The following is a 12,669-nucleotide window of genomic DNA, read 5'->3' on the forward strand; positions in this document are numbered from 1 at the left end:
CCTAAATTAACGAAGTCGAGCAGACAGAGGCAAGAGATGTCCCGTTCCCAGGCGCGCGTCGCCACCGACCGTCCGGCCCGCTACGGCAAGCAGCTGGCCGCCCACATGAGCCGCAAGGTGCAGACCGACTGGTCCGAGGAGACCGGCCGAGGTGAGCTGGTCTTCGGCGCCGGCACCGCCACCCTGACCGCCGAGCCCGGCGCGCTGCTGCTGGTGGTCGAGGGCGAGGAGGCGAACCTGCCCCAGCTGGAGGACGTGGTCGGCCGTCACCTGGTCCGCTTCGGCGCCCGCGACGAGCTGGTGGTCGAGTGGCACCGCGACAGCGGCGAAGCCGGCCTGGTGCACCGCAACGAGGAGGACCCCGCTACCGCGGAGTGAGCCCGCCGCGCAGCCGGGGCCGCAGGCGCAGCAGGCCCCACAGCACCACCCCGGCCAGGCACCAGCTGGCCAGCACGTCCAGCAGCCAGTGGTAGTCGCTCCACACCAGCCCGGCCCCGACGCCGAGGCAGAGCAGCGCGGTCAGCCCGTACAGCCGGTCGCGCAGCGGCTGACGGAGCGTCGGGCCGAGCAGCAGGACGGCCGTCCCGTACGCGATCGCCGAGGTGGCGGTGTGCCCGGACGGGTACCAGCCGAGCTGCTCGGACGAGAGGGGGACGCCGAACGGGCCGGGCCGGGCGAACCAGGTCTTGCTCGGCACGATCAGCAGCGGCACCAGCACCCCGGCCAGCACCGCGACCGGGACCGGGTACCACCAGCGGGCCCGCCCGGCCCGGAGTTCGCGCCAGGCCGCGACCGCCGCCGTCAGCAGCAGCACCGGCATCGCGGGGACGGGGCCGCCGAGGTCGGAGAGCCCGGCGCCGACGTGGTTGAGCAGGGTGCTGTGCAGTGCCCGGCGGACGGTGTGGACGGTGTTCCGGGCGAGTTCGTCGAGCTCCAGCAGGGGGCCGTCGACGGCGACCTGCCAGGAGATCAGGGCCAGCACGACCAGCAGCGCCAACGGGATCCAGGCGCGCGAGAGCCGCCCCGGAGCAGGGGGGAGAGCTCCAGGGCGGCTGGGGAGATCGCCGTTCCGTGCGCCCCGGGGGGTGTGGGCCGGACGGTCGGTCGATCGGTTCTCGGCTGCCGCCGCTCCGGCAGGAGCCGCGGAGGCTGTCGGTAAGAAGTGTGGCTCGCTGTCCATCTGTCATGACAGTACGTCAGACCCGGGTCGGGCAGGCCGGCCCGGCCGGTTTCGCACAGCATCTTCACCAGTGCGCGTGCAGCCAGCGTCGGCATCCGGCGGACGCAAACGGAAGGGCTCGGTCCAGCTGGACCGGGCCCTTCCGTACGAGGCTGGATCAGACGGCGGCGAAGGCGCCCTCGATGATGTCCAGACCCTCGGTGAGCAGGTGCTCCGGCATCACCAGCGGGGGCAGGAAGCGCAGCACGTTGCCGTAGGTGCCGGCGGTCAGCACCACCAGGCCCTCGGCGTGGCACGCCTTGGCGACGGCCGCGGTGAACTCCGGGTTGGGCTCCTTGGAACCCGGCTTGACCAGCTCGACCGCGATCATGGCGCCGCGCCCGCGGATCTCGCCGATCACGTCGAACTTCTCGGCCATGGCGGTCAGGCGGGCCTTCATGACCTCCTCGATCCGCTTGGCCTTGCCGTTCAGGTCCTCGGACTTCATGGTCTCGATGGCGCCCAGCGCGGCGGCGCAGGCCACCGGGTTGCCACCGTAGGTGCCGCCCAGGCCACCGCCGTGCGCGGCGTCCATGATCTCGGCGCGGCCGGTGACGGCGGCCAGCGGCAGACCGCCGGCGATGCCCTTGGCGGTGGTGATCAGGTCCGGGACGATGCCCTCGTCGTCACAGGCGAACCACTGGCCGGTGCGGCAGAAGCCGGTCTGGATCTCGTCCGCGACGAAGACGATGCCGTTCGCCTTGGCGTACTCGACGATCGCCGGGAGGAAGCCCTTGGCCGGCTCGATGAAGCCGCCCTCGCCCTGGATCGGCTCGATGATGATCGCCGCGACGTTGTCGGCGCCGATCTGCTTGTCGATGATGTCGATCGCCTGCGCGGCGGCCTCGGCGGCGCAGTTCTCGGCACCGGTCAGCCAGCGGTAGGGGTAGGCGACCGGGACGCGGTAGATCTCCGGCGCGAACGGGCCGAAGCCCTGCTTGTACGGCATGTTCTTCGCCGTCAGGCCCATGGTGAGGTTGGTGCGGCCGTGGTAGCCGTGGTCGAAGACCACGACGGCGGTGCGCTTGGTGTGGACGCGGGCGATCTTCACCGCGTTCTCCACCGCCTCGGCGCCCGAGTTGAAGAGCGCGGTGCGCTTCTCGTGGTCGCCCGGGGTCAGCTCGTTGAGCTGCTCGGCCACCGCCACGTACCCCTCGTACGGGGTCACCATGAAGCAGGTGTGGGTGAACGCCTCCAGCTGCGCGGTGGCCTTGGCGACCACGGCGGCGGCGCTGTTGCCGACGTTGGTCACGGCGATGCCGGAACCGAAGTCGATCAGCGAGTTGCCGTCCACGTCCTCCAGCACGCCGCCACCGGCCCGCGCGACGTACACCGGCAGGGTGGTGCCGACACCGGCGGCCACCGCGCCGAGCTTGCGGGCCTGCAGCTCCTGCGACTTCGGGCCGGGGATCGCGGTGACCAGGCGGCGCTCCTGCGGGAGCGGAGTTGCAGCGCTCATGGTGTGTTCTCCAAATCTCAAGGCGCGGTCCTCGCAGGCTACGGCCGGGAAACTCGCCCGGGCATGCGCCACTCGGTAGCAGTCCACCGTCCGACTTGTCCTGCGCGGCCAGAGTCCTGGATCGGCTACCGGCCGCCTTCGCTCCACTACATTGAGCGCGGACGGGTCGCCCGGCGGCGTCCCGGGTAGTCATTGGCCGGGTGGGCACAGGGAGCGGGGAGCGGGCCGCGATGGGACTGGACGGTACGTACGGGCAGCGTGCGGTCGAACTCGGGAAGGCACCGGGCGTACCGCCGCAGCGGCCGGTCCCGTTCGACCTCACCGCCTGGGCCGGGGAGCCGCGCCCCGAACTCGAACCGGGCGTCTACCGGCTGAACCACCGTCAGGACGCCGTGCTGGACCGCGAGGCCGCCGCCGTCCCGGCCGCGCCACTGCTGCTGCGGGCCGGGCTCAACCTGGCGGTGGCCTGGCTCGCCTACCTGTACGGCGTGCAGTCGATCTTCTGGGTGGCCGGTCTGGTCGGCCTGCTGGACGGGCTCAACTCGACCACCGCGGTGCTGGTGCTGCTCGCGGTGAACATCGCGGTGGCGGGCGGCGTGATCAAGCTGTTCGGCCGGATGGGCCGCTGGCCCGAGGTCTGGCGCCGCTGGATCGGCCCGCTGCTGGCCCGCACCGTCACCCAGGAGGAGCCGCCCGAGGGCGCCGCGGCGCCGACCGGTCCGGCCGACCCCTGGGAGCGGCTGCGCCAGGGCGGCGCGCCGCTGGCCGCCCAGGTGCTGGACCGGCAGCCGGTCACCGACGTCGACTACGTCCGGATCCAGCGGGCCTGGGAGACCGTGCTCGGCGAGCCCGACCTGCTGGCCGCCTTCACCGAGCAGGTCACCGCCCGGGGCGCCGCCGCCTGCGCGCACCCCTCGGAGGCCCGCGACCTGGCCGGACGCAGCCACCGGCACGACCTGCTGACCCGTCAGGTCAGACTCGGCACCGCCCAGGACGTGCTGAAGAACCCGCCCGCCCACCGGGGCACCGGCTTCGCCCTCGACCCGGCGCTGCTCGGCACCTCGCTGCTCGCGGTCGGCCCGGCCGGCACCGGCAAGACCGCCGGGCTGGCCCGGCCGCTGGCCGAGGCGCTCTGCCTGCAGGCCCTGGCGGGCACCGCCTGCGCGGTGGTGATCGGCGCCGCCGGGTCCGACCTCGGGCCCGACGACTGGTACGACGTGGTGATCGCCCCGGGCGACCCCGACTCGCCCTACGGCCTCGACCTGTACGGCGCCGCCGCCGAGGTGGACGAGGCGGCCGCCCGGCTGGCCGACGCGCTGCTGCCGGACGAGCTCTCGCTGCGGGTCGAGAGCGCCCGGGCCGCGCTCCAGCAGACGGTCGGCCCGTTCCACGCCGCGCACGGCCGCTACCCCGGGGTCCGCGAGCTGCGCGAGCTGCTCGGCGGCGAGCCCAAGAGCTGGGCGGCGCTGCGTCAGGCGCTGGCCGACGCCGACCGGCTGACGGCGCACCAGGCCGACCTCCAGCACCGCGAGCGGCAGCACGGCCGGGCCGACGACCCGGGGGCGCTGCTCGCCGACCGGCTGGCGCTGCTGGACCGCCCGGCCTTCGCCGGCTGCTTCCCCGGCGACGGCCCCGGCAAGCCCGCCTTCGCGATGCGGGCGCTGGACCACCCGCTCCGGGTCAGGGTCAAGCTGCCCGAGCTCAGCCACCCGGAGGCGGCCCGGATGCTGTCCCGGCTGGTCACCGGCCAGTTCGTGCAGGCCGCGGCCGCCCGCCAGGAGCGCGCGCTGTTCGCCGGCCTGGTGGTGGACGACGCCTCCGCCGCGCTGGACGCGCACGCGGTGCGCGGGCTGCAGCGGATGCGCGGGGCGAACGCCGGGGCGGTGCTGCTGCTGCGCACCCTGGTGGACCTGCCGGAGAACCTGCGCACCGCGCTGTTCGGCGCGGTCGGCTGCCGGATGGCCTTCCCCGGCATCGCGCCCTGGGACGGCCGGCTGTTCTCCGAGGCGTGGGGCACCCACCTGATCCGGGAGACCGCCGTCACCCGGGCGCCGGACACCTCGGGCGGCGCGTTCCGCCGGGCCGGGCGGCTGGCCCGCAAGGCGCTCTCCGGCACCACCGCGCAGACCGAGAGCGTGACCGTCCGGGACGTCGAGCGGCACCGCTGGTCGCCGTCCGACCTGGCGCACGCGCTGCCCACCGGGCACGCGGTGATCTCGCTGACCACGGTGACCGGGGAGCAGGTCCCGCCGGTGCTGGTGGACCTGCGCGGCTGAGCCCGACGGCGGTCGGCCACCGGCTGACTACGGAGCGGATGATTCGGTCCGCCGGGTTGGCCGAGGCGTACATAATGGGGTCAGAAGCCCTCCTCGCCCGGTTGCAACGGCGCAGCCTGGTCGAACACCCGAAGGTGCCATGCCCCCCACACTTGCCTCCGTCGTCCGCAGCAGCTCGCTCCACCTGACCGTGCTGGCCGGTGCGGACCAGCTGGAACGGCCCGTCCGCTGGGTGCACACCAGTGAGCTGGACGACCCCACGCCCTTCCTGGAGGGCGGGGAGCTGCTGCTCACCACCGGGATCAAGCTGGGCAAGGCCGCCGCCAAACTCCAGGCGTACGTGCACCGGCTGGCCGACGCGGGCGTGGTCGGCCTCGGCCTCGGGGTCGGGCTCTCGCACACCGAGGTCCCGCAGGCCCTGGTGGACGCCGCCGCGCAGCGCGGGCTGCCGCTGATCCGGGTGCCCGAGGCGACCCCGTTCATCGCGATCAGCAAGACCGTCTCGGCCGCGCTGGCCGCCGAGCAGTACGAGGCGGTCACCACCAGTTTCGAGGCCCAGGAGGAGCTGACCCGGGCCGCGCTCGGCAAGGACGGCACCACCGCGGTGGTGCGCCGGCTGGCCGCCCGGCTCGGCGGCTGGGCCGCGCTGTACGACGGCTCCGGCGCGCTCTCCGCCGTCGCCCCCGACTGGGCCGCCCGGCGCGCGGGCCGACTGGCCGCCGAGGTGGACCGGCTGCGCCGCCGCCCGGCACCGTCCTCGGCCGCGCTGCAGGGGCGGGCACCGGGGATCGACACCGCCGACGAGGACTACGTGGTGGTCCAGTCGCTCGGCGCGGACCGCCGGCCGCGCGGCTTCCTGGCGGTCGGCACCGAGGACCGGATCACCCCCACCGAGCGGTACGTGCTGAACGCCGCCGTCGCGCTGCTGACTCTCACCCTGGAGCGCTCGCGCGAGCTGCGGCAGGCCGAGGAGCGGATGGGTGCGGCGCTGCTGGGCATGGTGCTGGCCGGTGAGATCGTGACGGCCCGTCAGGTCGCCGCCGGACTGTTCGGCGGGCTGCCCGAGGGCACCGTCCGGGTGCTGGTCGGCGGGGCCGGTCCGACCGCCGACCCGGAGGCGCTGGGCGAGCTCGGCGACCGCGCCGAACAGGCCGGCAACCGGGTCGCCGAACGCCTGCTGATCTCCCGTGAGGACGGGCCCAACGGCCCCCGGCTGATCGTGCTCGCCCCCGACAACGGCGCGGCGCACCGGGCCTGCCTGGGCGCGGTCGAGGAGCACGAGGGCCTGGCGCTCGGCATCTCCGCGGCCGCCTCGGTGGAGGACGCGGGCACCGCCTTCGCACAGGCCGAACGGGCCCTGGCGGTCGCCCTCCGGGGCGGCAAGCGGGCGGTCGACCACGAGGAGGTCGGCGCGGGTTCGCTGCTGCCGCTGCTCGGCGAGGAGGCGGTCACCGCCTTCGCCGAGGGCCTGCTCCGGCCGCTCCGCGACCACGACCGGACGGCCCGGGGCGACCTGGTCGCCTCCCTGCGCGCCTGGCTCTCCCGGCACGGCCAGTGGGACGCGGCCGCCGCCGATCTCGGCGTGCACCGGCACACGTTGCGGTACCGGATGCGCCGGGTGGAGGAACTGCTCGGACGCTCGCTGGACGACACCGACGCCCGGATGGAGCTCTGGCTCGCCCTCCGCTCCGGCGAGGACTGAGCACACCCTGTGCCCTTGGGCAGGGGCTGCGCCTTTTGCAGGGCGCCCGGTTGCACTGTCCAGGGGCTCGGGGCTGCGCCGTAGGCAGGCGCTCAGCGGTCGACTACCCAGGGGCTCGGGGCTCTGCTGATGTGCGGCTCCGCCGCGTGGGCGAGGAGATCTGGCGTTCGGGTCACTGCGAAAGTGCCTGACCGCCTACGCATGCGTGACCTGTTCCGAGGTCGGCGTCGCAGTTCCCCGAGCCCCTGGTGGTGGACCACGTGCCGGAAGGCCGGTGTCGCCCGCGCGGCGGAGCCGCACATCAGCAGTTCCCCGAGCCCCTGACGCCGTAGCGGGCTGAGCACCTGCCGAAGGTGCCGCCACCCGACACGCTGGAGCAACCCGCAGGGTCAGTGCTCCGTCGTGTCCAATCCGCGTGGCGGGCGCCCGGACCTACCGTGGGTGGGTAGCTCTCCCACCACAGAAGGGTCGGTACGACCGTGACCACCACTCATGAGTTCTGGCTGGCCGGCCGCCGGGCGACCGGTGACGCCGAGTTCGAGGTTCACCACTCGTACGACGGCAGCCTGGTCGGCAGGGTCAGCGTGCCGACCGACGCCCAGGTGGAGGAGGCGGTGGCAGCGGCCGCCGCCGTCGCCCCGGCCTTCGCCGCGACCCCCGCGCACGTCCGGGCCACCGCGCTCGACCACGTCGCCCGTCGGCTGACGGAGCGTACGGAGGAGATCGCCCGGCTGATCACCGCCGAGAACGGCAAGCCGATCAAGTGGGCGCGCGGTGAGGTCGGCCGGGCCGCCTCGGTGTTCCGCTGGGCCGCCGAGGAGGCGCGCCGGACCAACGGCGAGACCATGCGACTGGACACCGACCCGGGCGGCGTCGGCCGCTTCGCGGTGGTCCGCCGCTTCCCGCGTGGTGTGGTGCTGGGCATCGCCCCGTTCAACTTCCCACTGAACCTGGTCGCCCACAAGGTCGCCCCGGCGATCGCGGTCGGTGCCCCGATCATTCTCAAGCCGGCTCCGGCCACCCCGCTGTCGGCGATGGTGCTCGGCGAGATCCTGGCCGAGACCGAGCTGCCGGCCGGTTCCTGGAGTGTGCTCCCGGTGCCGAACGAGAAGATGCCCGCACTGGTCCAGGACCCGCGCCTGCCGGTGATCTCGTTCACCGGTTCGGACAAGGTCGGCTACCAGATCATGGACTCGGTGCCGCGCAAGCACGTCACCCTGGAGCTCGGCGGCAACGCCGCCGCCGTGGTGCTGGCCGACTGGTCCTCCGAGGCCGACCTGGACTGGGCGGCGACCCGGATCGCGATGTTCGCCAACTACCAGGGCGGCCAGTCCTGCATCTCGGTGCAGCGGGTGATCGCCGACGCGACGGTCTACGACGCGCTGGTGGAGAAGGTGGTCGCCAAGGTGAAGGCCCAGGTGACCGGCGACCCGGGTGCGGACGCCACCGACGTCGGCCCGCTGGTGGACGAGAACGCCGCGAAGCGCGTCGAGTCCTGGGTCGACGACGCCGTCACCAAGGGCGCCAAGGTGCTGGTCGGCGGTACCCGCGAGGGTGCGACCTACGCGCCGACCGTGCTCGCCGAGCTGCCGGACGACGCCATCCTGGCCACCGCCGAGGTGTTCGGCCCGGTGCTCTCGCTGCACCGGGTGGACTCCACCGACGAGGCGTTCGCCGCGGTCAACGACTCCAAGTTCGGCCTGCAGGCCGGCGTCTTCACGCACGACCTGCAGACCGCCTTCAAGGCCCACCAGGTGCTGGAGGTCGGCGGCGTGGTGATCGGCGACGCCCCGTCGTACCGGGCCGACCAGATGCCGTACGGCGGCGTCAAGGACTCCGGCGTCGGCCGCGAGGGCGTCAAGTACGCGATGGGCGACTTCACGTACGAGAAGGTCCTGGTGCTGACCGGTCTCGACCTCTGAGCATCCCGCTGACGCCCCGTCACCGTCCTTCGGTGGCGGGGCGTCGACGTGTCCGGTGAGGTCGGCCGGGACCGGATGTCCGGGCCGCGCACCCGCGCGCACCCGGGCAGGACACAATGGGCGCATGAACTCGCTCGCCCACCCGCAGTCGCGCTTCACCCCCACGGTGAAGGACCCCTCCGGCCCCCGGGAGCTGGTGATCCTCGGCTCCACCGGTTCGATCGGCACCCAGGCCATCGACGTGGTGCTGCGCAACCCCGGCCGTTTCGAGGTGGTCGCGCTCTCGGCCGCCGGTGGCCGGGTCGGCCTGCTGGCCGAGCAGGCGCTCCGCCTGGGCGTGCGCACCGTCGCGGTGGCCGACCCTGCGGCCGTACCGGCGCTGCGCGAGGCGCTGGCCGCCGGGGCCGACGGCCGGCCGCTGCCGGAGATCCTGGCGGGCCCGGACGCCGCCACCGAGCTGGCCGGGTTCGCGTGCCACTCGGTGCTCAACGGCATCACCGGCTCGATCGGCCTGCGCCCGACGCTGGCCGCGCTGCGGGCCGGCCGGGTGCTGGTGCTGGCCAACAAGGAGTCGCTGATCGTCGGTGGCCCGCTGGTCAAGGCGGTCGCGAAGCCCGGCCAGATCGTGCCGGTGGACTCCGAGCACGCCGCGCTGTTCCAGGCGCTGGCGGGCGGCACCCGGGCGGAGGTCCGCAAGCTGGTGGTCACCGCCAGTGGCGGCCCGTTCCGGAACCGGACCAGGGAGCAGCTGGCCGGCGTCACCCGGGAGGAGGCACTGGCCCACCCGACCTGGGCGATGGGCCCGGTCGTCACGATCAACTCCGCCACCCTGGTGAACAAGGGCCTGGAGGTGATCGAGGCCCACCTGCTGTACGACGTGCCGTTCGACCGGATCGAGGTGGTGGTCCATCCGCAGTCGGTCGTGCACTCGATGGTGGAGTTCACCGACGGTTCGACGCTGGCCCAGGCCAGCCCGCCGGACATGCGGATGCCGATCGCGCTCGGCCTCGGCTGGCCGGACCGGGTGCCGGACGCCGCTCCCGGCTGCGACTGGACCAAGGCCGCCACCTGGGAGTTCTTCCCGCTCGACAACGCGGCCTTCCCCGCCGTGGACCTGGCCAGGGAGGTCGGTACGCTCGGCGGGACGGCCCCGGCCGTCTTCAACGCCGCCAACGAGGAGTGCGTCGAGGCGTTCCTGGCCGGTCGGCTGCCTTTCACGGGGATCGTGGACACTGTGGCGAAGGTGGTGTCCGAACACACGGTGGGAACTTCCCTCACGGTCGAGGACGTACTCCACGCGGAGACCTGGGCCCGGGCCCGGGCCCGCGAGCTGGCAGCGGGCTAGCGGGAACAGCCGGAGCGGCATGACGGAGGATCAGTAGTGACGATGGTGATGTGGGTGCTCGGCACCCTGCTCTTCGTGCTCGGGTTGCTGTTCTCGATCGCCTGGCACGAGCTCGGCCACCTCTCGACGGCCAAGCTGTTCGGCATCCGGGTCCCGCAGTACATGGTCGGCTTCGGCCGGACGGTCTGGTCGCGGAAGAAGGGCGAGACCGAGTACGGCCTCAAGGCCATCCCGTTGGGCGGGTACATCCGGATGATCGGGATGTTTCCGCCGGGGGCGGACGGCCGGGTCACCCAGCGCTCCACCTCGCCCTGGCGCTCGATGATCGAGGACGCCCGGGAGGCCTCCTACGAGGAGATCAAGCCCGGCGACGAGGACCGGATGTTCTACACCCGGAAGCCGTGGAAGCGCGTCATCGTGATGTTCGCGGGACCGTTCATGAACCTGATCCTCGCGGTCGTGCTCTACCTGGTGCTGTTCATGGCCATCGGCGTGCAGATGGCGGTGCCCACGGTGGGCTCGGTCAGCCAGTGCGTGGTGGCGGCCGGCAAGGCGACCGACACCTGCCCGGCCGACGCCCCCGCCAGTCCGGCGGCGGCCGCCGGACTGCGGGCCGGTGACACCGTCCGCTCCTTCGACGGCGAGGCGATCACCAGCTACCCGCAGCTGCAGGCGGACATCCGCAAGTCACCCGGCCGGACGGTGCCGATCGTGGTCGAGCGCGGCGGGCAGCAGCTCACCCTGAACGCGACGCTGACCAGCAACACCGTGGCGAAGCTCGACAAGGACGGGAACCAGGTCAAGGACGAGACCGTCACGGCCGGCTTCCTCGGCTTCGCCCCGGCCAGCGCCGTCGAGCACCTCACCGTCGGCGAGAGCGTCGACCAGATGGCGTCGATGGCCAAGCACAGCGCCACCGCGCTGGTCGCGCTGCCCGGCAAGGTCCCCGGCCTCTGGCACGCCATCGTCAGCGACGACCCGCGTCCGGCGGACTCCCCGATGGGCATGGTCGGTGCTGCCCGGCTCGGTGGCGAGGTCTTCTCGATGGACGTCCCGCTCAGCTTCCAGCTGACCTTCATGGTCCGGCTGCTCGCGATGATCAACCTGTCGCTGTTCCTGTTCAACATGCTCCCGCTGCTCCCGCTGGACGGCGGGCACATCGCCGGGGCGCTCTGGGAGTCGCTGCGCCGCAAGGCCGCCGCACTGCTCCGGCGCCCCGACCCGGGCCCGTTCGACGTGGCACGGCTGATGCCCGCGGCGTACGTGGTGGCGGCGGTGTTCATCTGCTTCACGGCCCTAGTGGGGGTCGCCGACGTTGTCAACCCGATCCGCCTGAACTGACCTTGATCGGGTCGGCCGGGTGTGCTCGGTCGCGCCCTGGTGCCGTACCGTTGGAGGCCGGGCGCCCGTTGACGAGAGCGCCCGGCCGGATCTCACCACCTCGACTTGGGGAACCCTGCGCACATGACCGCGATCTCGCTCGGAATTCCTGCCCTGCCGCTCAAGCCGCTGGCCACCCGCCGCGTCTCCCGGCAGATCATGGTCGGTAACGTCCCGGTCGGCGGTGACGCACCCGTCTCCGTCCAGTCGATGACCACCACGGTCACGGCCGACATCAACGCCACCCTGCAGCAGATCGCCGAGCTCACCGCCTCGGGTTGCCAGATCGTCCGGGTCGCGGTGCCCACCCAGGACGACGCGGACGCGCTGCCGATCATCGCCAGGAAGGCGAACATCCCGGTCATCGCCGACATCCACTTCCAGCCCAAGTACGTCTTCGCGGCGATCGAGGCCGGCTGCGCGGCGGTCCGGGTCAACCCGGGCAACATCAAGCAGTTCGACGACAAGGTCGGCGAGATCGCCAAGGCCGCCAAGGACGCCGGCGTGCCGATCCGGATCGGCGTCAACGCCGGCTCGCTCGACAAGCGGCTGCTGGAGAAGTACGGCCGGGCCACCCCGGAGGCGCTGGTCGAGTCCGCGCTCTGGGAGTGCTCGCTGTTCGAGGAGCACGACTTCCGCGACATCAAGATCTCGGTCAAGCACAACGACCCGGTCGTGATGATCAACGCCTACCGCCAGCTCGCGGCCGCCTGCGACTACCCGCTGCACCTCGGCGTGACCGAGGCCGGCCCGTCCTTCCAGGGCACCATCAAGTCGGCGGTCGCCTTCGGTGCGCTGCTGTCGGAGGGCATCGGCGACACCATCCGGGTCTCGCTCTCCGCGCCGCCCGCCGAGGAGGTCAAGGTCGGCAACCAGATTCTGGAGTCGCTGAACCTCCGTCAGCGCGGCCTGGAGATCGTCTCCTGCCCGTCCTGCGGCCGCGCCCAGGTGGACGTCTACAAGCTCGCCGAGGAGGTCACCGCCGGCCTGGAGGGCATGGAGGTGCCGCTCCGGGTCGCGGTCATGGGCTGCGTCGTGAACGGCCCGGGCGAGGCCCGCGAGGCCGACCTCGGGGTCGCGTCCGGCAACGGCAAGGGCCAGATCTTCGTCAAGGGCGAGGTGATCAAGACCGTGCCCGAGTCGAAGATCGTCGAGACCCTGATCGAGGAGGCCCTCAAGCTGGCCGAGCAGATGCAGGCCGACGGTGTCGAGTCCGGCGCTCCGGTGGTCACCGCCGCCGAGTGATCTTCGGTGTCGCTGCGGGTCGTCCGGTCACGGACGGCCCGCAGCTCTGCTCCGGTGGGACGGCGGAGTAGGGTGCGACCAGCGTTCCTAGTGTGAGGTGCCTGTGCTCGATCGAGGTGTG

Annotated in this window: 9 protein-coding genes; 7 read left to right on the top strand and 2 right to left on the bottom strand. The window is 72.9% G+C overall.

The genetic code is table 11. The features are described 5' to 3' along the window. Positions 1–36: 36 nt before the first annotated feature. Positions 37–378 carry a DUF2218 domain-containing protein gene (locus OHV05_RS23395; RefSeq protein ID WP_405019385.1) on the top strand — a complete coding sequence of 114 codons (342 nt, stop codon included), beginning with the start codon at positions 37–39 and terminating at the stop codon, positions 376–378. Here the strand turns inward: OHV05_RS23395 and OHV05_RS23400 are convergent. Both OHV05_RS23400 and gabT read right to left on the bottom strand, forming a co-directional pair. Continuing rightward, positions 365–997, bottom strand: coding sequence for a phosphatase PAP2 family protein (locus OHV05_RS23400; RefSeq protein WP_405019386.1), 633 nt, complete (start codon positions 995–997; stop codon positions 365–367). The two genes, OHV05_RS23395 and OHV05_RS23400, sit on opposite strands and share 14 nt — an antisense overlap. 340 nt (positions 998–1,337) lie before the next feature. Beyond that, the gene (gene gabT, locus OHV05_RS23405; protein ID WP_405019387.1) at positions 1,338–2,678 is read right to left on the bottom strand and encodes a 4-aminobutyrate--2-oxoglutarate transaminase; all 1,341 of its coding nucleotides are present in this window, start codon (positions 2,676–2,678) and stop codon (positions 1,338–1,340) included. A 230-nt stretch (positions 2,679–2,908) separates the two neighbouring features. Here gabT and OHV05_RS23410 point away from each other — a divergent pair, with 230 nt between their 5' ends. From OHV05_RS23410 to ispG, 6 genes are all read left to right on the top strand, one after another. Then, positions 2,909–4,954, top strand: a complete 2,046-nt coding sequence (locus OHV05_RS23410) for an ATP-binding protein (RefSeq protein WP_405019388.1) — start codon at positions 2,909–2,911, stop codon at positions 4,952–4,954. A gap of 139 nt (positions 4,955–5,093) precedes the next feature. Continuing rightward, on the top strand, positions 5,094–6,656 hold the full coding sequence (locus tag OHV05_RS23415; RefSeq protein ID WP_403044792.1) for a PucR family transcriptional regulator: 1,563 nt from the start codon (positions 5,094–5,096) through the stop codon (positions 6,654–6,656). A 479-nt stretch (positions 6,657–7,135) separates the two neighbouring features. Continuing rightward, positions 7,136–8,578 (top strand): aldehyde dehydrogenase family protein, encoded by a 1,443-nt coding sequence (locus OHV05_RS23420; RefSeq protein ID WP_405019389.1) that lies wholly within the window; start codon positions 7,136–7,138, stop codon positions 8,576–8,578. A 124-nt stretch (positions 8,579–8,702) separates the two neighbouring features. Continuing rightward, complete coding sequence (gene dxr / locus OHV05_RS23425; protein ID WP_405019390.1) at positions 8,703–9,923, top strand: 1-deoxy-D-xylulose-5-phosphate reductoisomerase; 1,221 nt, start codon at positions 8,703–8,705, stop codon at positions 9,921–9,923. Positions 9,924–9,971: 48 nt separating this feature from the next. Beyond that, positions 9,972–11,264 (top strand): M50 family metallopeptidase, encoded by a 1,293-nt coding sequence (locus tag OHV05_RS23430; protein WP_405021525.1) that lies wholly within the window; start codon positions 9,972–9,974, stop codon positions 11,262–11,264. 123 nt (positions 11,265–11,387) lie between these two features. Then, positions 11,388–12,548 carry a flavodoxin-dependent (E)-4-hydroxy-3-methylbut-2-enyl-diphosphate synthase gene (gene ispG / locus OHV05_RS23435; RefSeq protein WP_405019391.1) on the top strand — a complete coding sequence of 387 codons (1,161 nt, stop codon included), beginning with the start codon at positions 11,388–11,390 and terminating at the stop codon, positions 12,546–12,548. Positions 12,549–12,669 lie beyond the last annotated feature (121 nt).

Source organism: Kitasatospora sp. NBC_00070, from assembly GCF_045041205.1.
In the GTDB taxonomy this organism is placed as follows: Bacteria; Actinomycetota; Actinomycetes; order Streptomycetales; family Streptomycetaceae; genus Kitasatospora.

Bases quoted from the DNA above. Each gene is read 5' to 3' on its own strand.
- OHV05_RS23395 (WP_405019385.1), top strand. From the start codon at position 37: ATGTCCCGTTCCCAGGCGCGCGTCGCCACCGACCGTCCGGCCCGCTAC.
- gabT (WP_405019387.1), bottom strand. From the start codon at position 2,678: ATGAGCGCTGCAACTCCGCTCCCGCAGGAGCGCCGCCTGGTCACCGCG.
- OHV05_RS23410 (WP_405019388.1), top strand. From the start codon at position 2,909: ATGGGACTGGACGGTACGTACGGGCAGCGTGCGGTCGAACTCGGGAAG.
- OHV05_RS23415 (WP_403044792.1), top strand. From the start codon at position 5,094: ATGCCCCCCACACTTGCCTCCGTCGTCCGCAGCAGCTCGCTCCACCTG.
- dxr (WP_405019390.1), top strand. From the start codon at position 8,703: ATGAACTCGCTCGCCCACCCGCAGTCGCGCTTCACCCCCACGGTGAAG.
- OHV05_RS23430 (WP_405021525.1), top strand. From the start codon at position 9,972: ATGTGGGTGCTCGGCACCCTGCTCTTCGTGCTCGGGTTGCTGTTCTCG.
- ispG (WP_405019391.1), top strand. From the start codon at position 11,388: ATGACCGCGATCTCGCTCGGAATTCCTGCCCTGCCGCTCAAGCCGCTG.